This window comes from Eikenella glucosivorans (assembly GCF_016025525.2).
In the GTDB taxonomy this organism is placed as follows: Bacteria; Pseudomonadota; Gammaproteobacteria; order Burkholderiales; family Neisseriaceae; genus Eikenella; species Eikenella glucosivorans.
On record NZ_JACSGR010000001.1, the window covers coordinates 373,853 to 397,605 of the forward strand.

Consider the following 23,753-nt stretch of genomic DNA (forward strand, 5'->3'; position numbering starts at 1 on the left):
GTTGTTGCCTTTGTTGGAATAATGGATTGGGTTTTCAGGTAGCCTTTGCAGGAATGGGGCTACCTGAAAAATATGCGGTGTTTGCCGTGATGCCGAATGGCAGGATGGCTTTGATGTTTTCAGGTAGCCTTTTGCCAATAGGGAAGGCTACCTGAAAATATTTCAAGCCACCTGCGTTTGATGCTCCCCGCCCGCGCGTTCGCGGATTTCGCCCAGCCGGTATACGGTTTCGCCCTGCCCGGCGAGGAAAGCTTGCACCGCATCGGCCTCGCCGGCGGGCACGATCACGGCCATGCCGATGCCGCAGTTGAAGGTGCGGTACATTTCCTGCGTGTCCACATTGCCGGCCTGTTGCAGCCATTGGAACAGCTTGGGCATCGGCCAAGATTGTGCATCGATTTGCGCCACGCAGTTATCGGGCAGCACGCGCGGGATGTTTTCGGTGAGCCCGCCGCCGGTGATGTGCGCCATGCCTTTGATGTCGAATTTTTCCAGCGCGGCCAGAATCGGCTTCACATACAGGCGGGTGGGCGCAATCACGGCCTGGCGCAGGGTTTGGCCGCCGTTGAAGGGCGCGTCTAGATCGGGCTTGCTGCGCTCGATGATTTTGCGGATGAGGGAATAGCCGTTGGAATGCGCGCCGTTGGAGGCGAGGCCGAGCACCACGTCGCCGGGGCGGATGCGGCGGCCGTTGATGACCTTGCTCTTTTCCACCACGCCCACCGCGAAGCCGGCCAAATCGTATTCGCCCTCGGGATACATGCCGGGCATTTCGGCGGTTTCGCCGCCAATCAGCGCGCAGCCGGATTCTTCGCAGCCCTGCGCGATGCCTTTAATCACGTCGGTGGCGCGCGCGACATCAAGCTTGCCGCAGGCGAAGTAATCCAGGAAAAACAGTGGTTCGGCGCCCTGCACCAAAATATCGTTCACGCTCATGGCCACCAGGTCGATGCCCACGGTGTCGTGTTTGTCCCACTCGAAAGCCAGCTTCAGCTTGGTACCCACGCCGTCGGTGCCGCTCACCAGCACGGGGTGTTCGTATTTTTTGCTGATTTCCACCAGCGCGCCGAAGCCGCCCAAATCGCCCAACACTTCGGGGCGCAGGGTGCGCTTGGCAAAGGGTTTGATGTTTTCGACCAGTTGGTCGCCGGCGTCGATATCCACGCCGGCATCGCGGTAGCTGAGGGATTGGCTCATGTTTGGCTTTCGGAAAAGGTGGAAACGGAAAGCGCTATTTTACCTGATTTTAAGGCGGCTATAGCGAATCAAATTGGCTTTCGATACAAGGCAGCGAGCCGCAGACAGTATAGGAGTACGGCAAGGCGGGCTAACGCTACAGCGAAAGTTAGGTTGATCCGGCATAACGATTGAATCGGGCAAGCCTAGCCCAGCAGGTCGTCCAGCGCGCTGCCGATGTTGGGGAAACGGAAGCGGAAACCCTGCCGCAACAAGGCCTGCGGCAGCACCTGCTGGCCGTCGAGCAGCAAATCGGCCTGTTCACCCAGCAGCAGGCGTAAGGGTTTTTCGGGAATGGGAAACAGCAGCGGGCGGTGCAAGCGTTGGGCGGCGGCGCGGGCGAAATCGAGCTGGGTGGCGGGCTCGGGCGCGGTGAGGTTGTAGGCGTGCCAGCCGCTGTGTTGCTGCCCGGCCAAAAAGCGGATGGCGGCCACTGCGTCGCTGATGTGTATCCACGGCAAGGGCTGTCGCCCGCTGCCGATTTTGCCGGCGCACCAGCGCACGGGTTTGAGCAGTTGCGGCAAAATGCCGCCGCCTTTGCCCAACACCACGCCGAAGCGGCACACAGCCACGGGGATGCCGCTGCCCTGCTGCAATTGCTGCGAAGCCGCTTCCCATTGCCGGCACAGCTGGGAAACGAACACGTTTTGCGGCGGGCTGGATTCGGTGCAGGGCGGCCAGCCTTGGGCGCTGCCGCAGCCGTAGTAGCCCACGGCGGAGGCTTGGATGATGAGGCGCGGCGGGTGCGGATGGCGCGGCAGCCATTCGGCCAGGGCGCGTACGGATTGCAGGCGGCTGTGCAGCAGCTCCTGTTTGCGTTCGGGCGTCCAGCGGCCTTCGCCGATGGGGGCGCCGGCCAGGTTGACGAGCACGTCGGGGCGGATGGTGTCGTAGAGGTGGTGCAGCGCGGTGATGTATTCGAAGCGCGGGCCGGCGGCGCGGGCGCGGGCGGGATCGCGGCTCACGATGAGCACGCGGTGGCCATCGGCCTGGTAGGAAGCGGCCAGCGCGCGGCCGATAAAGCCGCTGCCGCCGATGATGACAATGGTTTGGCGGCTCATGCGCGGCTCCGGCGGTGGGGGAAAGAGGCTAGCTGAAACATGTTTGATCCTTGGAAAAATTTTTCAGGTAGCCTGCCATGTTCTCGGGCGGCGTGCAACTGTGTTGCCGGGGGCAAAAGATTTTCAGGTAGCCTTTCGGTGTGGAAAGGCTACCTGAAAAATGATGTCTTGCGAAGCAAGAGAGAATTTCTGCGAAGCTAAATGCCAACTTCAGCGCAAGGGCAGGCAGATAGATGGGGTTGGCAGGCAGATGATGAATTTCAGGTAGCCTTATACAGACACGTAAAGGCTACCTGAAAATAAACAATTTGCCCTTTTCTGCGAGCGGGGCAAAGCGCCGGCTTATTGATGCCGACGCAATTCTTGGCGCAGCGAATGCAGGCCGGAGCGGCGGTCGGCGATTTGGATTTGCAGCGAGTCGGCGCGGCTGGGCTGGTTATGGCGGCGGGCGCTGGCCAGCTCGCGTTCGGCCTGGGCGAGGGCGCGCTCTTCGCGGCGGATGTCGCGGGTGATGATTTCTTTGGGGGTAAGCGGTTTGGCGGCGGCGATCACGGGTGCGGGGCGGATAACGGCGGCAGCGGGGCGCATGGGCTGCTGGCGCAGGGTAACACGCATCGGCACGGGCTGGGCCAGCTGCACGTCGCTGGCGGCGGCCACGGCTTCCTGCCACACGGCGGGCAGCTCGCCGTTGTCGGCCTGTTCTTTGGCGGGGCGGCCGTTGGGGATGGCCACGGTGGCGGCGGGCGGGGCGGCCGGTGCGGAAGCTTCGGCGGTTTGGCTGTCGGCGCGCACGGGGCGGCAGCGGCCTTGCGGCAGGGCGGTGCGCACGCTTTGGCCGTTGGGCAGTTGGCAGAGGTAGGCGATCTCGGCGGGCGCTTTGGGCTCGGCGGCCGGGGTTTCGGTGGCGGCGCTGATGCCGAAGGCGGCCAGCAGCACGGCGGGGAGGATGAGGTGGATGGCTTTTTCAAACATGGTATGGGTGTTGCGCTCAGTCATGCGGCGGATTATAGCAAGCGGCGGGTAGCTTGCCGTTGAGTTGGGTTTAAATGCGTAAACAGGCTGCCTGCAAACCGCGGCGCGGGTTTAACAAACGCAAAATAGTGTTTCAGGCGGCCTGCTCCGCCGTTCCTGCCGCAAAGCAAGACAAGCCGCCCGCCGAAGGATTAAAATACGCCCTTTCGCACCCACTGATCCGCAGGAGGCCGCCATGGCACAATTTTTCGCAATCCACCCTGAAAACCCGCAAGAGCGGCTGGTGAAGCAGACCGCCGAAATCGTGCGCCAGGGCGGCGTTATCGTTTATCCCACCGATTCCTGCTACGCGCTGGGCTGCCAGATGGGCAACAAAGAAGCGATGGAGTGCATCCTCGCTATCCGCCAGATTGATTTGAAGCACCACCTCACCCTGATGTGCGCCGATCTGAGCGAGCTGGGCACCTACGCCAAAGTAGACAACAGCCAGTTCCGCCAGCTCAAGGCCGCCACCCCCGGCGCCTACACCTTCATCCTGCCCGCCACCAAAGAAGTGCCCAACCGCACGCTGCACCCCAAGCGCAAAACCATCGGCCTGCGTGTGCCGGATAACCGCATCGCCCTGGCGCTCTTGGCCGAGCTGGGCGAGCCCATGCTCTCCTGCACCCTGATGCTGCCCGGCGACACCGAGCCGCAAACCGACCCCTACGAAATCCGCGACCGCCTCGAGCACGCCGTGGATTTGGTGATAGACGGCGGCTGGTGCGGCACCGAGCCCACCACGGTGATCGACATGACCAACGGCACCGAGCTGATCCGCCAAGGTGCGGGCGATACGGGCGTGTTTGGCTTGTGAGCCCGGATGGTTGGCACATCAAAGGCTACCTGAAACTGGGTTCAGGTAGCCTTTGATGTACATGGCGGTTGGAGGCTACCTGAAAATGTAGCAATACCCGTTTTAGCTTCGTGGAAATTCGCTTTGCACCATTCCAATTTCGTTAAAGCCGAGATTTCAGCCGGTTTTCGGCTGCCTGCGGGGCTTGGTGCGCAGTGCAAACTGCGGCCCGCTGCCGGCATAGGCAATGTGTTGTCTGCCATAAAGGCTACCTGAATGATTCAGGTAGCCTTTATGCTGTGCGGCACCGGTGTTTCAGTTGGCGCGGCGCAGGTAGGTGGCGAAGCGCGGGGTGCCTTTGGCGGTGAAGCCGCGGTATTTGTAGGTGATGCGGCTGCCGACGGGCGGCGGGTTGCGGCGGTCGGCGTCTTTAAAGCCGGAGCCGATGCGGAATTCACCCAGCTCGTTGCGGCAGGATACGGCGCCGAGCAGGCCGGTGTTGCGGCCTTTGCCTGCGTGGTGTGCGGTAACGGTGCATTCGGCGTCGTGGGCGCTTTTGAGCTTGAGCAGGTTGCTGCTGCGGCCGCCTTGGTAGGGGGTGTTGGGGTTGCGCAGCATCACGCCTTCGCCGCCTTGGGCTTCGATTTGGTGCAGGAATTGTTGGGCATGGGCGGCATCGCGCACAGGGGTTTGCGGGATGAGGGCGAGGTTGGCGCGGGGGTGGGCGGCGAGGTGGCGCTGCACGAGCCCGAGGCGCTGGTAGAGGTTGCCGGGGGCTTGCGGGGCGTCGAAAACATGCAGTTTGATGCCGCTCCAGTCGCTGCCGCTGCGGCGCACGGCGGCGGAAACCTGCTCGAAGGCGCCGCGCCGGCTGTAGAGTTCGCCGTCGAGCGGGAAGGGCGGGAAATCGCGGGTGAAGCCGGCGGGCGGGGAGAAGGGGTGGCCTTGGCGGCTGATGAGCTTTTGCCCGTCCCAATAGGCGCGCACGCCGTCGAGCTTTTCGCTCATGGCCCAGCCGGCGATGTTTTGGCCGCTGTATTCTTTGGCGAGGATGAGATTGGGCGGCGCGGCGTGCAGCACAGGGGAAAACAGGAGGGCGAGAGTGAGGAGGAGGCGTTTCATGGCGGATGGTTTGGGTGGGATGGTGTGGTTGGAGGCTACCTGAAAGCATAGGTTCTGGCATGGCAGAAGCGGTTTTACAATTTTCAGGTAGCCTGAAGGGGTGTGGGTAGAAAGTGCTGTCTCTACTTTAGTGTGGCTGGAACGGTGTTTTTAGGGCGCAGGATGCTTTAGGGCGGCCTGCTGCCATGCGGTTACGTGTTCGATAAAACCTTGTTTTTCAGCTTCATCAGCAAAAATACTGTGCGGCAGGACGATGAATGCGCAGCCGAAAATCAGGAGAATATCGCCCTTTACGGTTTGTATGCTGTCTAAAGTTGCCCAGCCGAACCATGACTCATGCTGCTGCGGGTAAATTTGGCGACAACCTGCATTGTCGGCCGTGAAGAGGCTTTCGTGCAGCAGGTAGTTGCGGCAGTAGATATATTTCAGGATTCGGCGGTTGAATATGCAGCTGATCATGGAGACCAGGAAAAAGCTGGCCGAGAGGATGTAAACCACTTTTGTATTGGCATGTATGATGATGCCGAGCGCATCTTCGTCTAAATAGTATTCTTCCAGCAGTGCGGGTAGTTGGTTTTGGTTGTGGAACAGCAGAAAAAACATCACCGATATAATGATGAGAAACGGCAGATAAAAGCAAAGCAGCGGCGAATATGTACGCGGCGCGGTTTTGTTGTAATAGCTCATCTGGGCGTATGCGCCTTTCGGGTATTCCTTCGGGGTGGGCGGCACAGTGTAGCTATATGTTAAGGTTTCGGACATGGATTTCTCTGTTTAATTTTCTAGGTAGCCTGAAGGAGACGCGTCTTGAAAAGCAGACCTAACTTTTTCAGGTAGCCTTTATCGATATATCGACAGCAAATCACATAGGCAGCGAGTCCCCGTCTTACAGGCTACCTGAAAAATGGCTCTACCGTTTTTTCAGGTAGCCTTTACCATGCCGTGCGGTTTAAGACGAAGTTAGGGCTTCCAGCGGCATGGTGAGCAGGGCTTCGGCGCTGCCGTTGATGCGTTCGGCGCAGGCGTAGGCCTGGGGCAGCACGTAGGCGAGGTAGGCGCGGGCGATGTGCTGCTGGGCTTGGCAGAATTCGCTGCCGAAGCGCGCTTCGCTTTCCGGGCTGCGGGCGGCGAGGAAGTTTTTGGCCAGGGCGGCGGCGCCGAGGGTGAGGGCGGTTTGGTTGAGGAAGGCATCGGCATGGACGGCGGTGGCGGCGTGGTCGGCTTCGTGCTGTTGCAGCAGGCTGGCCACGCTGCGTTCGGCCAGGGCGAGGGCGCGGTTGAGCGGCTCGGCGGTGGCGGGCTCGAGGGCGGCGAGCTCGTTAGCGGTTTGCTGGGCTTCGGCGAGCAGGCTGCGCACGAGGGTGCCTTTGTCGGCCACGGTTTTGCGGGCGAGGTCGGCGGCCTGCACGCCGTTGGTGCCTTCATAAATGGCGGTGATGCGCACGTCGCGCACGAGCTGCGCCACGCCGGTTTCTTCGATGTAGCCGGCGCCGCCGAATACCTGCATGGCGAGGTTGGACAATACCGTGCCGTTGTCGCTACACCAGGCTTTGACGATGGGGATGAGGTAGTCGAGCCGGCTGCGGGCGGCTTTTTTGCCGGCGGGGTCGGGGTGGCGCTGGGAGGCGTCGAGCGCGGCGGCGGCTTGGATATACAGGGCGCGCTGGGCGGCGAGGGTGGCTTTCTGCTGGATGAGCATGCGGGCCACATCGGGGTGGTGGATGATGGCGAGAGGGGAGCCGTCGGGGGCGCTGCCTTGGACGCGTTCGTGGGCGTAGGAGAGGGCGCGTTGGTAGGCGGCTTCGGCCACGGCGTGCCCTTCGATGCCCACGCCGAGGCGGGCCTGGCTCATCATGGTGAACATATACAACAGGCCGCGCCCGGCCTTGCCGATGAGGTAGCCTTCGGCTTCGTCGAACTGCATCACGCAGGTGGGGCTGGCGTGGATGCCCATTTTGTGCTCCAGCGCGGTGGCGTGCACGTGGTTGCGCGCGCCGAGGCTGCCGTCGGGGTTGACCTTGTATTTGGGCACGATAAACAGGGAGAGGCTTTTGATGCCGGAGGTGGTGCCGGGCAGGCGGGCGAGCACGAGGTGGATGATGTTTTCGGCAAGCTCGTGGTCGCCCCAGGTGATGAAGGTTTTCTGGCCGCTGATGCGGTAGCTGCCGTCTGCTTGCGGCACGGCTTTGGTGGCCACTTGGGAGAGGTCGGTGCCGGCCTGCGGCTCGGACAGGTTCATGGTGCCGCTCCAGAGGCCTTGGCTCATTTTGGGCAGGAAGGTTTGCTTCTGCTCTTCAGAGCCGTGGCGCTCGATGGTTTCGACGGCGGCCACGGTGAGCATGGGCATGAGGGAGAGGGCGAGGTTGCCGCCGTAATACATTTCTTCGCAGGCGGCGGAGAGGATGGCGGGCAGGCCTTGGCCGCCGTATTCGATGGGGGCGCGCAGGCCGGCCCAACCGGCTTCGCGGAAGGCTTGGTAGGCGGCGGCGAGGTCGGGATGGGTGACTACTTTGCCGTTTTCCAGGCGGGCGCCGTGCAAGTCGCCGGTGCGGCCGGTGGGCAGGAACACTTCTTCGCTGAATTTGGCGGCTTCTTCGATAACGGCGGCGGCGGTGTCTTCGTCGATGCCGCTCTCGGCATACCATCGGATGATGTCGGCGAGGTTGCCGTGGGTGCGCAGGGAAAACAGCAGTTCGTTTACGGGGGCGCGGTAGGACATGGGGGCTCCTTTGTATGGGTGGGATGGAATTGCCCAAGCATAGCAAATCGGCAGGGGCTTGGGTATGGCGCGGGCGGGGTTTGTGCGGCGGGATTGACGGGCGGCAAAAAGGCTACCTGAAAACTGTTTTTCGTTTTTCAGGTAGCCTTTTGTGCGGCAGCGGGCAGAGGCGGCTTGCTGAGCATGAATGCCGGCTCCCGTTTTCAGGTAGCCATTCACACGCCTAAGAGCGGCACGATAACCGGGGCGAGGAAGGAGGTGAGGATGCCGTTGAAAATGAGGCCGAGGGTGGCGTAGGCGGCGAAGTGGCCGCTGATTTCCAGGCTGGCGGCGATGCCGATGGCGTGCGAGGCGGTGCCCTGCGCGATGGAGTGGGAGATGCGGTTGCGGATGTGGCTGTGGCGCAGGAGCCAGAAGCCGATGAATTGGCCGGTGAGGCCGGCCAGCAGCACGGCGGCTACGGTAACGGCCGGCACGCCGCCCAGCACATGCGTGATTTCCAGCGCAATCGGCATGGTAACGGATTTGGCGGCCAGCGCCTGCGTAACTTCGTGCCCCGCGCCCAGCCAGTGGGCAAACAGCACGCCGGTGACGATGCCCACCACGCTGCCCACCACCTGCGAGGCGGCAATCGGCAGCCATTGGGTGCGGATGCGCGGCCATTGCTGATACATGGGCACGGCCAGGCACACGATGGCCGGCTGCAGCCAGAAGCCGACCATGCAGCCGGTTTGCATGAAATTGTCGTAGCTGATGCCGAAGAGTTTCAGGTAGCCGATAACGAGGAGCGTGCTCACCATCAGCGGGTTGGCCAGCGGGCTGCCGCTGCGCAGGCGGATGAGCAGGCTGAGCCGGTACACGCCGAGCATCAGCAAAATCAGCACGATGGGGTTGGCGGCGAGCTCTTTCATTGCCGTTTCCTCAGGATTTCATGCGTTTTGGCGCTGGCGAGCAACACCAGGATGGTGCTGGCCAGCGTGGCCAACACGATCGACCAGAAATCCAGCACCACGATGGAGAAATAATCCATCAGCGCCACGCAGGCGGGAATCATCAGCAGCATCATGTGCTGCATGAGGAATTCGGTGAGCGGCTTGAGCCAGGAATCTTTCACCCAGCCGGCCTGGAGCAGGCCGAACAGGATCAGCAGGCCGGCGATGCTGGCGGGGAGCTTGAGGTGGGTGAAGTGCAAAAACACTTCGCCTGCGGCCAGGCAGGCGAAAACGATGATGAGCGCGCGTAACATGGTTACTTGCCTAGGGGAATGGATAATGGAAGGGGCGGGATTATACACCGATGGCCGTCGGGCTGGGAGGCTGGCTGACAAGCCAAGCGCCGGATGGCGGGCTGGCTTTGCGCTAAGGCAAATCTTTGGCTGTATCCCTGCTTAATTGGGAAGGGCATTGGATTTCGGGAAGTCTGCCCATTTTCAGGTAGCCTTTTGCTATTTTTATTCTGTTCACTTTTGCGCCTTATGCCGGCGCGGGCACTTCCTTCCTTTCTTTGCTTCGCCAAAAAAAGGAAGCAAAGAAAGGCGACTGCGGGCACAGGTTTGCTGCACAAATTTCCCTCACTCCGCACGGTTTTCGGGCGGGCCCGAACTTGCGGCTGCGCCGCTTCGGACAGAGCGTGCCCTTGTTTCCCGAAAAACTGCGCTCCGTTCGGCTGCGCCAGCAGAGGCGGCACGGCATCGTAGGCTTGTGGTGGATATCCTTTTTTAATATGCACATGATTAAAGGCTACCTGAAAAACGCAATCCATTTTTAGCTTCGCAGAAACTTCGCTGTGCTGCGTTTTGGCGAAACGCACTTCGCTCGTTTTAACTTCGTTGAAGCTCACGCTTTCAGGTAGCCTTTATTGTTTGCGCCGGCAAATGCGGCATCAATAGCCCAAGCGCTGGCAGATGGTGGAGGAGAGGCCGGCTTGGTTTAGGGTGTAGAAATGCAGGCCGGGGGCGCCGTGGCGCAGCAGGCGGGCGCACATTTCGGTTACCACGTCGAGCCCGAGTGCTTTGATGGAGGCAGTGTCGTCGGCGTAGGATTGCAGCTTCAGGCGCAGCCAGCGCGGGATTTCGGCACCGCACATGTCGGCGAAGCGGGCGAGCTTGGAGAAGTTGGCAATCGGCATGATGCCGGGCACGATGGGGATGTCCACGCCGCGGCCGCGCACGTCGTCGAGGAAGCGGAAGTAGGCGTCGGCGCTGAAGAAGAATTGGGTAATGGCGGAATCGGCGCCGGCTTTCACTTTGCGCACGAAGCTTTGGAGGTCGTCTTCGGCGCTGCGCGATTGCGGGTGGTATTCGGGATAGGCGGCCACTTCGATGTGGAACCAGTCGCCGAATTGGTGGCGCACGAGCTCGACCAATTCGTTGGCGTGGTGCAGGCCGGTGGTGCCCAGGCCCATGCCGGAGGGGATGTCGCCGCGCAGGGCGACGATGTGGCGGATGCCCATGTCTTTGTATTGCTGCAAGAGTTCGGTGATTTCGCCTGCTTCGAGGCCGACGCAGGGGATATGCGGGGCGGCGGCCATGCCTTCGGCGAGGATGTCGCCGATGGTTTGCAGGGTGCCTTCGCGGGTGGTGCCGCCGGCACCGGAGGTGCAGGAGAAGAATTCGGGCTGGTATTGGGCGAGCTGCTTGCGGGTGATTTTCTGCTTTTCGCGGCCTTCGGGGGTGCGGGTGGGGAAGAATTCGAAGCTGAGGGTGTTGTTTTGCATGGTGTCGGGCGGTAGGGCGGATATAAAGGGCGATACGGTAGCGGGCGGCGGGGGTTTAGGCAAGGGCGGCGGGCTGAAAAATCGGCATCGGGTGATGAATAAGATTCATGCAGTCCGGATGCGGGGCGATGAGGGGAAGTAGGCAAGTTGTTTGTCTGAAAAGCGATTTTTTTTGATGATATGTGTTCAAAATGGAGGGGAATAAAACAGGCTACCTGAAAAATATTTTTCAGGTAGCCTGTTGGTTTGCTGCTTAAGGAAGCTTAGTTTTTATCCTGATCCACCAGTTTGTTTTTGGCAATCCAGGGCATCATGCCGCGCAGCTGAGCGCCGACTTTTTCAATTTGGTGGTCGGCGGTGAGGCGGCGGCGGGCGGTCATGCTCGGATAGTGGGTGGCGCCTTCGAGGATGAACATTTTGGCGTATTCACCGGTTTGGATGCGTTTCAAAGCATTGCGCATGGCTTCGCGCGATTGCTGGTTGATCACTTCCACGCCGGTTACGTATTCGCCGTATTCGGCGTTGTTGGAAATGGAGTAGTTCATGTTGGCAATGCCGCCTTCGTAGATCAAATCCACGATGAGCTTCATTTCGTGCAGGCATTCGAAGTAGGCCATTTCGGGCGCGTAGCCGGCTTCCACCAGGGTTTCGAAGCCGGTTTTGATCAGCTCCACCACGCCGCCGCACAATACAGCCTGTTCGCCGAAGAGATCGGTTTCGGTTTCTTCGCGGAAGTTGGTTTCGATCACGCCGCCTTTGGTGCCGCCGTTGGCTGCGGCGTAGGAGAGGGCGATGTCGCGCGCTTTGCCGCTCTTATCCTGATACACGGCAATCAGGGAAGGCACGCCGCCGCCCTTGAGAAACTCGCTGCGCACGGTGTGGCCGGGGCCTTTGGGGGCAATCATCACCACGTCTAAATCTTCGCGCGGCACGATTTGGTTGTAGTGCACGTTGAAGCCGTGGGCGAAGGCGAGCACGGCGCCCTGCTTGAGGTTCGGCTCAATTTCGGCGCGGTATACGGCGGGTTGGTTTTCGTCGGGCAGCAGAATCATCACCACATCGGCTTTTTGGGTGGCGTCGGCCACGGGCAGCACTTCAAAGCCGGCGGCTTCGGCCTTTTTCCAAGAGCCGCCGCGGCGCAGGCCCACCACCACGTTCACGCCGGAATCTTTCAGGTTAGCGGCATGGGCGTGGCCTTGAGAGCCGTAGCCGATGATGGCCACGGTTTTGCCTTTGATGAGGGAGAGGTCGGCGTCTTTATCGTAATACACTTGCATGGGGAATCCTTTTCTGTATTCGGAAATCAAATAAACGGGATACGGGAAATCGGCAGGCCGGCCGTGCTGCGGGATGATGGGAACGGGCTTGTGGCCGTTCCGGCGGGCGGCACGGGAGCGGGTAGGCGGCACTGTCGCATAGGTGCTGCATACTACCCGAATTTTGACAGATTGGCAGCTTTTTTGGACAAAATTTTTAGAAATCGGCAAAAAAGTTTGCTTTCGACAAGCTATTTTAGACAAATTGTCTTAGAAGTATTGAAGATTTATAGAACTTTGCCAATTTACTTTTTCAGATAGCCTTTGCCATCCTTGTCCTGTTCACCTTTGTGCCTCAGGCCGGCGCGGGCACTTCCTTTTAGCTACGCAGAAACTCGCCCTCCTGCGGAGACCTCGTTTTCTTTGTTCGCCAAAGGAAGCAAAAGAAAGGCGACTGCGGGCACAGGTTTGGCTTCGCCAAACTTCCCTCACTGCGCACGGTTTTTCGGGCGCCAAAGGAAATTAAATCAGCTGCAACTTGCGGCTTCGCCGCTTCGGGTGTGCAAGCCCTTGTTCCCCGAAAAACCGCGCTCCGTTCGGCTGCGCCAGCAGGGGCGGCGTAGCACAGCACATCTGTGGTGAATATCCCATTTTGATGTTCGCAGATACTTAAAGGCTACCTGAAATCTACGGATGCCCCGCAAGCGGTGCTTTGGTTATAATGCCGGCCTGATTCTGTTTGATAAGGCCCCGCCATGAGCCAACAAGAACTCGGCCTGATTTTCCTGCCCGCCGGCGTATTTTTTATGTGTTTTGCCGGGCTGTGGCAGCTTTATGTGATGCTCACCGAAAGCTACACGCTCAACCGCTTTAAGGATAGGCAGCTGGTGTGGGTGGTGTCGCTGCTGTTTTTCAGCTTCAGCATCGGCGTGTATTGGCTTTGCCCAAACGCGCGCAAGAAGGGCATCGTGTTTGCCGTGCTGGCTGTGGGCGGGGCGGCCATGTATGTGCTGGCGCGGCGCTGGCTGCCGTTTGCCAAATAGGCCGGCGGTTTTAACTGCGTTGAAGCTGGCGCTTTCAGGTAGCCTGCCGAGCAATGAGGCTACCTGAAAACGATGTCTTGCAAAGCAAGGCTGAAGTTTCTGCGAAGCTAAAAACGCGGGCTTCAACAGTTAAGGGCCCGCCCCACCCGGCGCAAGCCGAAACATCCCCGCCAACCCCGCAACCCAAACGAGCCCCCGCCATGCCGCCTATTGCCAAAACCCTGCTGCTGTTCCTGCTCACCGCGCTGGCGGAAATCATCGGCTGCTGGCTGCCCTATTTGTGGCTGCGGCAGGGCAAGGGCGCCTGGCTGCTGCTGCCCGCCGCCGCGAGCCTGTCGCTGTTTGCCTACCTGCTCACCCTGCATCCGGCCGCCAGCGGGCGGATTTATGCCGCATACGGCGGGGTGTATATCGTTACCGCCCTGTTTTGGCTGCGTTTTGCCGACGGCGTGCCGCCCAAGGCGAGCGACTGGCTGGGCGCCGCCCTGTGTTTGTGCGGCGCGGCGGTGATCATGTGGGGCAGCCGCGCGTGAGGCTTGTTTCCCCATCGAATTTCCATTTTCAGGTAGCCTAACATGAGCAAACCGCATTATCCCGTTACCCCCGCCATCCGCTTCCTGCGCGAGCACCACATCGCCTACGAACCGCACTTCTATCCCTACATCGAGCATGGCGGCACCGCCCAGCCCGCCGAATGCCTCGGCGTGGACGAACACGCCGTGATCAAAACCATCGTGCTGGAAAACGAGAGCAAACAAGGCCTCATCGTGCTGATGCACGGCGACCGCCACATCTCCACCCGCAACCTCGCCCGCCACCTCGGCATGAAGCACATCGAGCCCGCCACGCCCGAGCAGGCCAACAAATGGACAGGCTACCTGGTGGGCGGCACCAGCCCCTTCGGCTGCAAAACCGCGCTGCCGGTATATGCCGAACGCAGCATTTGGGATCTGCACGCGCTCTACATCAACGGCGGCAAACGCGGCTTTTTGGTGGCCGTGCCGCCTGCCGCGCTGGAGAGTTTGGGCGCGCAGGCGGTAGACGTGGCGGTGGATTAGCTGCGTTTGGCGGGCATAGAAAAGGCTACCTGAAAAATGTTTCAAACCATTTTTCAGGTAGCCTTTTTCGGATTGTGTAACGGGGCGAAAGCTTAGAGCGGATGCCGCGCCAGCCACCCGCGGGCTTCGGCCATATCGGCGGCGATTTGCGCTTGCAGCTCGGGCAGGCCGGAGAATTTTTGCTCGTCGCGCAGCTTGTGCAGGAAGTCCACGCGCAGGCGCTGGCCGTAGAGGTTTCCTGTAAAATCAAAGAGGTGCACTTCCAGCTTCTGCGTGGGCAGGTCGGACACGGTGGGATTGAGCCCGAAGCTGGCCACGCCTGGGCGGCTGCCGAACGCGCCATGTGCGGCCACGGCAAACACGCCGCCCAGCGGGTAGCGGTGCGGGGGCAGGTGGATATTGGCGGTGGGGCTGCCGATGGTGCGGCCGAGCTTGGCGCCGTGCTTCACGCGGCCGATGAGCGAATAGCGGTGGCCGAGCAGGCTTTCGGCGTAGGCAAGGCGGCCTTCGCTCAGGGCTTGGCGCACCAGGGTGCTGCTGGCGCGCACGTCTTGCACCATCACGGAGGGGGTGCTTTCGGTGTCCATTTCGGGGCAGCGGCGTAGGAGCTCGAAATCGCCTTGGCGGCCGGCGCCGAAGCGGAAGTCGTCGCCGATGAGCAGGTAGCGGGTGTTGAGCTGCCCGAGCAGCAGTTTTTGGATGAAATCGGGTGCGGGCATGGCGGAGAGCTCGGCGTTGAAACGCAATGCCCACACGGCATCGAGGCAGCCGGTGTCGCGCAGCAGGCGCAGTTTTTCGCGCAGGGGGGTGAGGCGGAAGGGCTGCTTTGCGCCGCGCTGCCGGCTGAAAAATTCCTGCGGCTGCGGCTCGAATACGATGGCCACGGCGGCCAGGCCGCGCGCGTCGGCTTCCCGGCGCAGGCGTTCGAGGATGTGGCGGTGGCCGAGGTGGACGCCGTCGAAATTGCCGATGGTCACGGCGCTGCCGTGCGGGTGCGGCAGGAACGCGGTGTTGCCGAAGCGGATGTTCATGGGATGGGGCGGAAACGAAAAGGGCGTATTGTAGCGGGAAGGGAGGGGGAAAGCATCTGCTGCGGCGGGAAAGATTGAGGCTACCTGAAAACGAGCGAAGTGAGTTTCGCCAAAACGCAGCGCAGAGAAGTTTCTGCGAAGCTAAATTTTTCAGGTAGCCTTTTGCTTGATGCGCGGGGATTAACGGCGCACGTGGCGGCGCACGCAGGCTTCGGTGGAAGCGTGCATGCGGCGTTCGAACACGGGGTCGTTGCCGGTGCGGTCGTATTGGTCGAGCGTGCGTTTCCATTGGGCGGCGGGGTATTGCTTGGCGGTTTCGTCGAAGGTGCAGCCGCACAGGGTTCTGGCCATCTGCGGCGTCAGGCTGCTGCCTTTTTCGGTGGCAGACTGGGCGCAGGCAGACACGAATTCGTTGCGCATCTGCTGCACGGTTTTGGCGGAGGCGGCGGGAGCCAGCGCGGCAAGCAGCAGGGCGGCGGCAAACAGGGTTTTCTTCATGGGGATTCCTTTCTGTATGTTGCGGGGATGAAATGAAGGAGACGGTATTGTGCCGCCCCTTGTGGGAAATGTCTATCTATTTTTAACGGCTTAGGGTTTCAGGTAGCCTGCCGGGGAGAGGAAGGCTACCTGAAAAGTTTTGCCGGAAGGGGAGGGCTTTCCGGTTTTGCAGAAAGCCGCGTACTCGTTTCACTATCTTGCGGCTCACATCTCCAGCGGGTCGATGTCCACCGACCATCTGGCGGCGGCAAACTGCCGGGCCAGAGCGGCGAGCGCCTGCTGCCAGAGGGACACTTGGCGGTGCAGCGCCTTGCGGCTGGGGCTTTCGAGGAACACCTGTGCGCGTTCGCGGCCGGCGAGTTTGGCCAGCAGCATGGGCACGGGGCCGAGGCAGAGCACTTCGGCCGCTTCGTTGCCGCCGTTTTGGCGAAACTCACTGTGTTCGTTTTTGCTCCGCAGAAACTCGCTTTGCTCGTTTTGGCGAAACTCGCGTTGCTCGTTTTTGCTATGCAGAAACTCGCGTTGCTCGTTTTCAGGTAGCCCTTGCTGCGCCACCCATTCGGCGGCCAGGCGCAAGAGTTCCAGCGCGTCGGCCATTTTGGCGGCATCGGCGCGGATGGCGGTGGTGTGGGTGAAGGGCGGCATGTCGAAGTTTTCGCGTTCGGCCAGCTCGCCCTCGGCGAAGGCGGGGTAGTCTTGCCGCAGGAGGGATTGGTACACGCGGTGCTCGGGCAGGCGGGTTTGGATAAACACGCGGCCTGGCAGCTCGGCGCGCCCGGCGCGGCCGGCCACCTGCATCAGCTCGGCAAACAGCCGCTCGGGGGCGCGGAAATCGGCACTGTAGAGGCTGCCGTCGGCATTGAGCACCAGCACCAGGTTCAGGCGGGCGAAATCGTGGCCTTTGGCCAGCATCTGCGTGCCCACCAAAATGTCCACACCGTTGGCGGCAATGCGCTGGTAGAGCCGCTGCCAGTCGCCTTTGCGCGATATGCTGTCGCGGTCTACCCGTTCGATTTTGGCCTCGGGCAGCTGCGCGCGCAGGGCTTCTTCCACCCGCTGCGTGCCGATGCCCACGGCGGTGAGGTCTTGGTTGCCGCAATCGGGGCATTTTTTCGGAATCGGCACGGCTAGGCCGCAATGGTGGCAGCGCAGCTGGCGGGCGCGCTGGTGCAGCACCAGCTTGGCCGAGCAGTGCGGGCAGCCGAAGGTGTGGCCGCAGTCGCCGCAGAAGAGGGCGGGGGCGAAGCCGCGCCGGTTGAGGTACACCATGCTCATGCCGCCCTCGGCGTGGTTTTGCCGCAAGAGCTTGAAGGCGGCGGGGCAGAAGCCTTGATCCAGCGGCTCGCGGCGGATGTCGATGAGGCGGATTTCGGGCAGGCGGGCGGTGGCGCGGGCGCGCTGCGGCAGGCTGAGCAGGCGGTAGGCGCCGCTTTGCGCCTTGTGCCAGCTTTCCAGCGAGGGCGTGGCGCTGCCGAGCATGATCGGGCAAGCGGCCTGCCGCGCGCGCCACACGGCCAGATCGCGGGCGTGGTAGCGCAGCTCGCTGTCTTGTTTGAACGAAGCGTCGTGTTCTTCGTCCACCACAATCAGCCCCAAATCCGGCAGCGGCGTGAACACCGCCAGCCGCGTGCCCACCACCAGCCGCACCTGCCCGGCCATGGCTTTCAGGTAGCCCCGGGTGCGCTCACCGGCGGCGGTTTGGCTGTGCAGCACGGCGGTGGGCACCTCGGCAAAACGCTGCTGCAGGCGGGCGAGGAGCTGAGGCGTGAGGCTGATTTCGGGCAGCAGGAACAGCACCTGTTTGCCCGCAGAAAGAGCGGCGGCCATGGCTTCGAAATAGGTGTCGGTTTTGCCGCTGCCGGTGATGCCGTGCAGCAGGAAGGGGGCGAAACCCTGCGCCTGCGCCACCGCATCGGCGGCGGCCTGCTGCTCGGGGTTGAGCGGCACGGGGGAAGGCGGAATCGGCGCACGGGCGGCGGGAAGGTTTGCTTCGGCAGCCAGCCAGCCCTGCGCCTGCCAAGCGGCCAGCTGTGCGGCGGCCTGCGGCGCGATGGCGCGGGCGGCGCTCCGGCTCAAGGGCGCGGCCAGCAAGGCCTGCCACAGCGCGGCCTGGCGGCGGTGGCGCGGCGGCGGCGTGGGCTGCTGCCGGCCTAATTCGGTGAGTGCAAAGCACGGCTCGGGCGGCGGCAGCGGGCAGGGCTTGGCTTCGCGCAGGCCGGCCGGCAGGGCGGTGAACACGGTTTGGCCGACGGGATAGTGATAATAACGGGCGGTGAAATCAATCAGCTCGCGCCAGGCGGCGGGCAGAGGCGGCTCGTCTGCAAACACCTGCGCCAGCGGCAGGATTTTGGCGGGGCTGATTTCCGGCGCTCCGCATGCGCCCCACACGATGCCGGCCACGGTTTTGCCGCGAAAGGGCACGGCCACGCGCGTGCCGGGCGCGGGAATGCGATCGGCGCGGTAGGTGAGCAGTTTGTCGAGCGGAACGTTGAGGGCGACTTGGCAGTAGGGCACGGCGGTGTGGGGGAGGGGAGGGAGACGGCGGGTATTGTACCTGAAACGGCGGCGGCAGATTTCAGCCAGCCTCTTGGGGCGGCAGCCAAGCGGGCGTATCATGCAGGCGAAGCATAGGCTACCTGAAAAATGCGCAACGCTTTTGGCTGCGTCCAAACATTTTTTCAGGTAGCCTTCAACCCAACAGAAGCAAGGAAACCACCATGCCCGCCATCCTTGAAACCATCCAAGCCGACATCACCACGCTGGCGGTGGACGCCATCGTGAACGCCGCCAATTCCTCGCTGCTGGGCGGCGGCGGGGTGGACGGGGCGATACACCGCGCCGCCGGGCCGCAGCTTTTGGCCGAGTGCCGCACGCTGGGCGGCTGCCTGCCGGGCGAAGCCAAAATCACCCGTGGCTACCGCCTGCCCGCGCGTTGGGTGGTGCACACCGTCGGCCCGGTGTGGCGCGGCGGGCGGCACGGCGAAGCGGCGCTGCTGGCCGCGGCCTATGCCCGCTCGCTCCGGCTGGCCGCCGCACACGGCGCCGCCAGCATCGCCTTCCCCTGCATCAGCACCGGCGTGTACGGCTACCCCGCAGACGAGGCGGCAGAAATCGCCGTGCAGGCCGTGCGCGGAACGCTGGCGCAATGCCCGCAGGTGGCGCGCGTGGTGTTTTGCTGCTTTTCGGCGCAGGATGCGGCGCGCTATCGGCGGCTGTTGGCGGATGTCTGAAACCATGCTTGGGCGCAGCCAACTGGCGTTGCGCATTTTTCAGGTAGCCTTTGTTTGGCCGCAGGCCGGATTCTGGCATCCGCCATGCCCAATGGATTAAAATCACTCAGCCATTTTCCACCCGCAAAAGGAGTTCTGCCATGACCCAACTGCAAAGCGCCCTGTCGCACGTTTCCCTCGGCACCAACCAATTTGAACAGGCCGCCGCCTTTTACGATGCCGTGCTCGCCCCGCTGGGCATCCGCCGCGTGCTGGATTTGAGCGAACACCGCGCCATCGCCTATGGCCGCGCCTTCCCAGAATTCTGGATACAGGCGCCGCACGACGGGCAGCCCGCGCAAACCGCCAACGGCGTGCACATTGCTTTTTTGGCGGAAAACAACGCGCAGGTCGATGCCTTCTACGCCGCCGCCCTTGCCCACGGCGCCCAGCCCGACGGCGCGCCCGGCAAACGCCCGCACTACGGAGAAGCCTACTACGGCTGCTTCGTGCGCGATTTGGACGGGCACAAAATCGAAGCGATGGCTTGGAACGAATAGATTTGGCGGCAGAGAGGCTACCTGAAATTTTCAGGTAGCCTTTTGTCTGGCTGGGTAAGGCTACCTGAAAGCGTAAGCTTCAACGCAGTTAAAACGCAGCACAGCGGAGTTTCTGCGAAGCTAAAAAGCATCGGTAGGCCGGGGAAGGCAGTAAGCCGCAGGCTGGTGTTTGGCGCGGATGGGAAGGTTGAAGGGCGGCCTGCCGTGCTGCCGGCGGCGCTAGGGCCGGATAAAGCACCATTCGCCGGGCTGCAGGCCTTGGCAATCCCAATCGCCGAAGCGCAGGCGGTGCAGGGCTTCCACGCGGTTGCCGGCGGCGGCCACCATGCGTTTGACTTGGTGGTATTTGCCTTCGGTGAGGGTGAGCAGCAGGCTGTGCGGGCTTTCGAGCTCGGCTGCGGCGGCGGCTACGGTTTCGTTGTCGTCGTGCAGCAGCACGCCTTGGCGCAGGGTGGCGCACAGGCTTTCATCGGCGGGGTGTTTGAGGGTGGCACGGTAGAGTTTGGCCACGTGCTGTTTGGGCGAGGTTTGGCGGTGGTTGAAGGCGCCGTCGTTGGTGAGCAGCAGCACGCCGGTGGTGTCGGCGTCGAGGCGGCCGACGGCTTGCGGGCCGGTGGCGCGGAGGTGGCCGGGCAGCAGGGAGAAGATGCTGGGGTAGTCACGCGGTTTGTGGGAGGTTTCGTAGCCGGCGGGCTTGTGCAGCAGGATGTAGTAGTGCGGCAGGGGGATGACGGCGATGGCTTCGCCGTCGATGGCGAGGCTGCGCACTTGGGCGGGCTCGATTTCGGCGGCGGGGGTTTCGGCAATGGCGCCGTTGATGGCGATGCGGCCTTGTTCGACGAGCTGGCGGCATTGTTTGCGGCTGCCGATGCCTTGGGCTTGGAGGTATTTGGTGAGCTGCATGGGTTTGGCTGGGCGGGATGAGGGGATGCGGGATGATAGCATAGGGTTTTCAGGTAGCCTTTGGGGCTACCTGAAAAATGGGAGTCTTGATTTGCGCGGGTTTAATTGCTGTGGTTTGGGCGGTCTTCTGGAGGGGCGGGGGTTTGGCTTGCTGCTTGTTTGGCTTCAAGGCGCAGTTTCCATACCACATAGCGGACGGAGCGGATGACTACCCAGCCCCAAATCACGAAAAGCGGGGGTGCCCAGTGATATTTTACCAAGTCGGTAAATGGGGTTTTCTGAATTTGAAAGATGGCTGTTATGCCGATACATGAGGCAACTAAGGAAAAGATGTCTTGGATGCCGTAGGGCATATATTTGGTTTTGGTGTCTTCTTCCGGGAAGAACATTGCCGGAGCAAAGAATTTGATTACAAGGTAGAGCGATACAGCAAATGCAACGAGTGGGCCAATCATAAACACCCAAAATATCATGATAAGCATGAAGTCGTCAGGATCTGCAGCAAAGGCAAGGGGTACAACCCAGATCAGCAGGAAATTAGCGACGGCGGCAGCAAAAGAGACGATGATTACGGCAACGATTGCCAGACCATATCCAAAAGACCGAAGGGCAGAATAAGCGCCGGATTGCTTCATTTTTCGCTCCCCGAAAATCAAAGGCTACCTGAAAAATAGTTTTCAGGTAGCCTTCATCTTACTGCGCCCTTAGAAAATCTGCCACACGAAGAAAATCAGCGTGTGCAGGATAAACAGCGGCACCAGGATGCCGAACGACCAGGCCATGTAGCCGAAGAAGCCGGGCATGGGCACTTTGCGCTGCTCGGCGATAGCCTTCACCATGAAGTTCGGCGCGTTGCCGATGTAGCTGAGTGCGCCCATAAACACCGAGCCCATGGACACGGCCAGGAGGGTGTGGAACAGGTGGCCGGTCATCAGCGCCTGCGCGTCGCCGCCGGCCATGTTGAAGAACACGAGATAGGTGGGTGCGTTGTCCAAAAAGGCGGAGAGCATGCCGGTCATCCAGAAATACATGGCGTTGATCGGGTTGCCCGCAGAGTCGTGCACCAGCGCGATCAGCGGGGCGAAGGGGCCGCTTTCGCCGGCCTGCAGCATGGCGAGCACGGGGGCGATGGTGATGAAGATGCCGAGGAAGAGCTTGCCCACTTCGGCAATCGGCCCCCAGTTGAATTCGTTGCCGGCGCGCACCTGTTTGGGCGTGATCAGCAGAGAAGTGATGCCGAGCGCCACCAAAATCACGTCGCGGGCGAGGTTTTGCAGAGCATAATGCGTGCCGAGGATTTCAAAGCCGGGGTGCGCGGGCTGCCAAATGCCCGACATCATCACGGCGCCCACCACGCCCAAGAGCAGCAGGAAGTTCCATTTACCCATGAGCTTGATTTTTTCCGGCGGGCTGTCGGGGCTGGGGTCGGCCGGCAGGATTTCGCCGGCTTGGGCGAAGTAGTGGCGGTCGAGGAAGTAGAACAGGGTGAGCAGCACGGCGGCGCTGATCAGCACGGGCGGCAGCATGTGCTGCACCGTCCACATGAAGTCCACGCCTTTCAGGAAGCCGAGGAAGAGGGGCGGGTCGCCCAGCGGGGTGAGGCCGCCGCCGATATTGGCCACCAGGAAGATGAAAAACACCACCACGTGCACGCGGTGCTTGCGGTTGTCGTTGGCTTTCAGGATGGGGCGGATCATCAGCATGGCGGCGCCGGTGGTGCCCATCACGGAGGCCAGGAGCGTGCCGATGGCGAGCAGGGCGGTGTTCAGGCGCGGGCTGCCGTGCAGGTTGCCCCACACCAGGATGCCGCCGGAAATGGTGTAGAGCGCCCACAGCAGCAGGATAAACGGGATGTATTCGGCCACCAGGGCGTGCGCCAGCACGTGCAGGCTGGTGGAGAAGCCGTATACCAAGGTGAAGGGGATGAGGAAGGCGAGCGTCCAGCCGGCGGTGATTTTGCCGAAGTGGTGGTGCCAGATGTGGGCGAAAAACAGGGGGCCGGTGGCGATGGAGAGCAGGATCAGCACAAAGGGGATGCCCCAGGGCAGGCTCAGCTCGGCGCCGTTGAGCTCGGCGGCCAGCGCGGGCAGCGGCAGGGCGAGCAGCAGCGGAAGGAGGGCGGTACGGATACGCATCGGTTTTCCTTTTGATGGCGGTTGGAGGCGGCGGCCGCAATGGCCGGCAAATAGCAAGCCGGATTTGCTAATCCGGCCAAGTGAGGGGGATTGTAAATGAAAGTGTGCGGTGTGTCAGTATGAAATCGGCGTTGGGGCTACCTGAAAAATATCGCTTGGGCAGAGGCAGCAGATTTTCAGGTAGCCTGCCGCGCGATGAGGCTGCCTGAAACCCGCCCGGCCGCTGTGATACAATCTCGCCCTTGAATTTAACCGGAATCCAATCCCCGCCACCCCGCCATGACCAAGAAAAAACCGAAAACCTTTGAAGAAGCCGTGAGCCGGCTGGAAGCCATCAACCAAGCCATGCAGGCCAGCGATATGCCGCTGGAAGAGGCGCTGGCCGCCTATCAGGAAGGCAGCGAGCTGGTGCGCTTCTGCCAGGCGCGTTTGGCCGAAGTGGAACAGAAACTGCAAGTGCTCGACGCCGGGCAGGAACGCGAACTGGTGCTGGAACAAGATGAGTGAGCTGAAGCAATGGCAGCAGCGCGCCCGCGCCCAAACCGAGCTGGTGTTGGAGCGCGTGCTGCCCGCAGAAAGCAGCCTGCCCGAAGGACTGCATGAAGCCATGCGCTACGCCGTGCTCGGCGGCGGCAAACGCCTGCGCCCGCTTTTGGTGCTGGCCGCCGCCGAATTGGGGCATGCCGACGAAGCCGCCGCCGAAGCCGCGCTGGCTGCCGTGGAGCTGGTGCACGCCTATTCGCTGGTGCACGACGATATGCCCGCCATGGACAACGACAGCCTGCGCCGCGGCAGGCCCACCTGCCATGTGCAATACGGCGAAGCCGCCGCACTCTTGGTGGGCGACGCGCTGCAAACCCTGGCTTTCGACGTGCTCAGCCGCCCGGGCGCCCTGCCCGCCGAGCGGCAGCTCAAAATGGTGCAGGTGTTGGCGCGTGCTTCCGGCAGCCTCGGCATGGCCGGCGGGCAGGCGATTGATTTGCAATCCGTGGGGCGGCACATCGGCCAGGCCGAATTGGAAACCATGCACCGCCTGAAAACCGGCGCCCTCATCCGTGCCGCCGTGGCGCTGGGCGGCTTAAGCTGCCCCGATTTGGACGAAGACACACTGGCCAGGCTGGACGACTACGCCGCCAAACTCGGCCTCGCCTTCCAAGTGATCGACGACGTGCTCGACTGCGAAGCCGACACCGCTACACTGGGCAAAACCGCCGGCAAAGACCAGGAAGCCGACAAGCCCACCTATGTGCGGCTGATGGGCCTAGCCGCCGCCCGCGAATATGCCGAACGGCTGGTGGCCGAAGCGCAGCAGGCCTTGGCAGGCTTCGGAAGCGGGGCGGAACGCCTGCGGCAGCTGGCGGTTTATGTAGCCGCGCGGCGCAACTGATGGCGTGCGGCGA

Annotated in this window: 26 protein-coding genes; 8 read left to right on the forward strand and 18 right to left on the reverse strand. The window is 62.0% G+C overall.

Annotated elements, in window-relative coordinates; all coding sequences use genetic code 11:
• Nucleotides 1-34: 34 nt before the first annotated feature.
• The 4 genes from H9Q10_RS12215 to H9Q10_RS01790 all read right to left on the reverse strand — a co-directional run bounded on the left by H9Q10_RS12215 (nt 35) and on the right by H9Q10_RS01790 (nt 3,293).
• The gene (locus H9Q10_RS12215; RefSeq protein ID WP_274381486.1) at nt 35-166 is read right to left on the reverse strand and encodes a hypothetical protein; all 132 of its coding nucleotides are present in this window, start codon (nt 164-166) and stop codon (nt 35-37) included.
• Nucleotides 163-1,197, reverse strand: coding sequence for a phosphoribosylformylglycinamidine cyclo-ligase (gene purM / locus H9Q10_RS01780; RefSeq protein WP_197902304.1), 1,035 nt, complete (start codon nt 1,195-1,197; stop codon nt 163-165). Before purM ends, H9Q10_RS12215 begins: the two co-directional genes overlap by 4 nt.
• A gap of 185 nt (nt 1,198-1,382) precedes the next feature.
• On the reverse strand, nt 1,383-2,297 hold the full coding sequence (locus H9Q10_RS01785; protein WP_197902305.1) for a TIGR01777 family oxidoreductase: 915 nt from the start codon (nt 2,295-2,297) through the stop codon (nt 1,383-1,385).
• Between the two features lie 342 nt (nt 2,298-2,639).
• On the reverse strand, nt 2,640-3,293 hold the full coding sequence (locus H9Q10_RS01790; protein WP_197902306.1) for a hypothetical protein: 654 nt from the start codon (nt 3,291-3,293) through the stop codon (nt 2,640-2,642).
• 211 nt (nt 3,294-3,504) lie between these two features.
• On the opposite strand from H9Q10_RS01790, the gene H9Q10_RS01795 reads away from it, so the two are divergent.
• Nucleotides 3,505-4,125: an L-threonylcarbamoyladenylate synthase gene (locus tag H9Q10_RS01795; RefSeq protein ID WP_197902307.1), complete on the forward strand. Its 621-nt coding sequence runs from the start codon at nt 3,505-3,507 to the stop codon at nt 4,123-4,125.
• Nucleotides 4,126-4,419: 294 nt separating this feature from the next.
• Here H9Q10_RS01795 and H9Q10_RS01800 read toward each other — a convergent pair whose 3' ends face one another.
• The 8 genes from H9Q10_RS01800 to ilvC form a co-directional block, all read right to left on the reverse strand.
• The gene (locus tag H9Q10_RS01800; protein WP_197902308.1) at nt 4,420-5,226 is read right to left on the reverse strand and encodes a DNA ligase; all 807 of its coding nucleotides are present in this window, start codon (nt 5,224-5,226) and stop codon (nt 4,420-4,422) included.
• Nucleotides 5,227-5,376: 150 nt separating this feature from the next.
• Nucleotides 5,377-5,988 (reverse strand): hypothetical protein, encoded by a 612-nt coding sequence (locus H9Q10_RS01805; RefSeq protein ID WP_197902309.1) that lies wholly within the window; start codon nt 5,986-5,988, stop codon nt 5,377-5,379.
• A gap of 187 nt (nt 5,989-6,175) precedes the next feature.
• Nucleotides 6,176-7,945, reverse strand: a complete 1,770-nt coding sequence (locus H9Q10_RS01810; protein ID WP_197902310.1) for an acyl-CoA dehydrogenase family protein — start codon at nt 7,943-7,945, stop codon at nt 6,176-6,178.
• 215 nt (nt 7,946-8,160) lie between these two features.
• The gene (locus H9Q10_RS01815) at nt 8,161-8,856 is read right to left on the reverse strand and encodes an LrgB family protein (protein WP_197902311.1); all 696 of its coding nucleotides are present in this window, start codon (nt 8,854-8,856) and stop codon (nt 8,161-8,163) included.
• Nucleotides 8,853-9,191: a CidA/LrgA family protein gene (locus H9Q10_RS01820; protein WP_197902312.1), complete on the reverse strand. Its 339-nt coding sequence runs from the start codon at nt 9,189-9,191 to the stop codon at nt 8,853-8,855. The genes H9Q10_RS01815 and H9Q10_RS01820 overlap by 4 nt, the downstream gene beginning before the upstream one ends.
• 2 nt (nt 9,192-9,193) lie before the next feature.
• A complete protein-coding gene (locus tag H9Q10_RS01825) occupies nt 9,194-9,784 on the reverse strand; it encodes a hypothetical protein (protein WP_197902313.1) in 591 nt (196 codons plus the stop codon).
• Nucleotides 9,785-9,826: 42 nt separating this feature from the next.
• On the reverse strand, nt 9,827-10,660 hold the full coding sequence (gene metF / locus H9Q10_RS01830; RefSeq protein WP_197902365.1) for a methylenetetrahydrofolate reductase [NAD(P)H]: 834 nt from the start codon (nt 10,658-10,660) through the stop codon (nt 9,827-9,829).
• Between the two features lie 263 nt (nt 10,661-10,923).
• Nucleotides 10,924-11,937: a ketol-acid reductoisomerase gene (ilvC, locus tag H9Q10_RS01835; protein ID WP_197902314.1), complete on the reverse strand. Its 1,014-nt coding sequence runs from the start codon at nt 11,935-11,937 to the stop codon at nt 10,924-10,926.
• A gap of 734 nt (nt 11,938-12,671) precedes the next feature.
• On the opposite strand from ilvC, the gene H9Q10_RS01840 reads away from it, so the two are divergent.
• From H9Q10_RS01840 to H9Q10_RS01850, 3 genes are all read left to right on the forward strand, one after another.
• The gene (locus H9Q10_RS01840; protein ID WP_197902315.1) at nt 12,672-12,959 is read left to right on the forward strand and encodes a hypothetical protein; all 288 of its coding nucleotides are present in this window, start codon (nt 12,672-12,674) and stop codon (nt 12,957-12,959) included.
• 200 nt (nt 12,960-13,159) lie between these two features.
• Nucleotides 13,160-13,492: a YnfA family protein gene (locus tag H9Q10_RS01845; RefSeq protein WP_197902316.1), complete on the forward strand. Its 333-nt coding sequence runs from the start codon at nt 13,160-13,162 to the stop codon at nt 13,490-13,492.
• A 42-nt stretch (nt 13,493-13,534) separates the two neighbouring features.
• Nucleotides 13,535-14,017, forward strand: coding sequence for an aminoacyl-tRNA deacylase (locus H9Q10_RS01850; protein ID WP_197902317.1), 483 nt, complete (start codon nt 13,535-13,537; stop codon nt 14,015-14,017).
• Between the two features lie 92 nt (nt 14,018-14,109).
• On the opposite strand, the gene ribF is transcribed toward H9Q10_RS01850, so the two are convergent.
• From ribF to H9Q10_RS01865, 3 genes are all read right to left on the reverse strand, one after another.
• Nucleotides 14,110-15,048, reverse strand: coding sequence for a bifunctional riboflavin kinase/FAD synthetase (ribF, locus tag H9Q10_RS01855; protein ID WP_197902318.1), 939 nt, complete (start codon nt 15,046-15,048; stop codon nt 14,110-14,112).
• Between the two features lie 180 nt (nt 15,049-15,228).
• The gene (locus H9Q10_RS01860; RefSeq protein ID WP_197902319.1) at nt 15,229-15,546 is read right to left on the reverse strand and encodes a hypothetical protein; all 318 of its coding nucleotides are present in this window, start codon (nt 15,544-15,546) and stop codon (nt 15,229-15,231) included.
• Nucleotides 15,547-15,750: 204 nt separating this feature from the next.
• On the reverse strand, nt 15,751-18,060 hold the full coding sequence (locus tag H9Q10_RS01865; RefSeq protein WP_338082296.1) for a primosomal protein N': 2,310 nt from the start codon (nt 18,058-18,060) through the stop codon (nt 15,751-15,753).
• A gap of 203 nt (nt 18,061-18,263) precedes the next feature.
• On the opposite strand from H9Q10_RS01865, the gene H9Q10_RS01870 reads away from it, so the two are divergent.
• Nucleotides 18,264-18,776 (forward strand): O-acetyl-ADP-ribose deacetylase, encoded by a 513-nt coding sequence (locus H9Q10_RS01870; protein ID WP_197902321.1) that lies wholly within the window; start codon nt 18,264-18,266, stop codon nt 18,774-18,776.
• A 140-nt stretch (nt 18,777-18,916) separates the two neighbouring features.
• Nucleotides 18,917-19,315, forward strand: a complete 399-nt coding sequence (locus tag H9Q10_RS01875; RefSeq protein ID WP_197902322.1) for a VOC family protein — start codon at nt 18,917-18,919, stop codon at nt 19,313-19,315.
• Nucleotides 19,316-19,534: 219 nt separating this feature from the next.
• Here H9Q10_RS01875 and H9Q10_RS01880 read toward each other — a convergent pair whose 3' ends face one another.
• The 3 genes from H9Q10_RS01880 to H9Q10_RS01890 form a co-directional block, all read right to left on the reverse strand.
• Nucleotides 19,535-20,218 carry a pseudouridine synthase gene (locus H9Q10_RS01880; RefSeq protein WP_197902323.1) on the reverse strand — a complete coding sequence of 228 codons (684 nt, stop codon included), beginning with the start codon at nt 20,216-20,218 and terminating at the stop codon, nt 19,535-19,537.
• 101 nt (nt 20,219-20,319) lie between these two features.
• The gene (locus H9Q10_RS01885) at nt 20,320-20,853 is read right to left on the reverse strand and encodes a hypothetical protein (RefSeq protein WP_197902324.1); all 534 of its coding nucleotides are present in this window, start codon (nt 20,851-20,853) and stop codon (nt 20,320-20,322) included.
• 69 nt (nt 20,854-20,922) lie between these two features.
• On the reverse strand, nt 20,923-22,353 hold the full coding sequence (locus H9Q10_RS01890; protein WP_197902325.1) for a sodium:proton antiporter: 1,431 nt from the start codon (nt 22,351-22,353) through the stop codon (nt 20,923-20,925).
• A 279-nt stretch (nt 22,354-22,632) separates the two neighbouring features.
• Here H9Q10_RS01890 and xseB point away from each other — a divergent pair, with 279 nt between their 5' ends.
• Both xseB and H9Q10_RS01900 read left to right on the forward strand, forming a co-directional pair.
• On the forward strand, nt 22,633-22,860 hold the full coding sequence (gene xseB / locus H9Q10_RS01895) for an exodeoxyribonuclease VII small subunit (RefSeq protein ID WP_197902326.1): 228 nt from the start codon (nt 22,633-22,635) through the stop codon (nt 22,858-22,860).
• Complete coding sequence (locus H9Q10_RS01900; protein ID WP_197902327.1) at nt 22,853-23,740, forward strand: polyprenyl synthetase family protein; 888 nt, start codon at nt 22,853-22,855, stop codon at nt 23,738-23,740. The genes xseB and H9Q10_RS01900 overlap by 8 nt, the downstream gene beginning before the upstream one ends.
• The last annotated feature ends 13 nt before the right edge of the window (nt 23,741-23,753 follow it).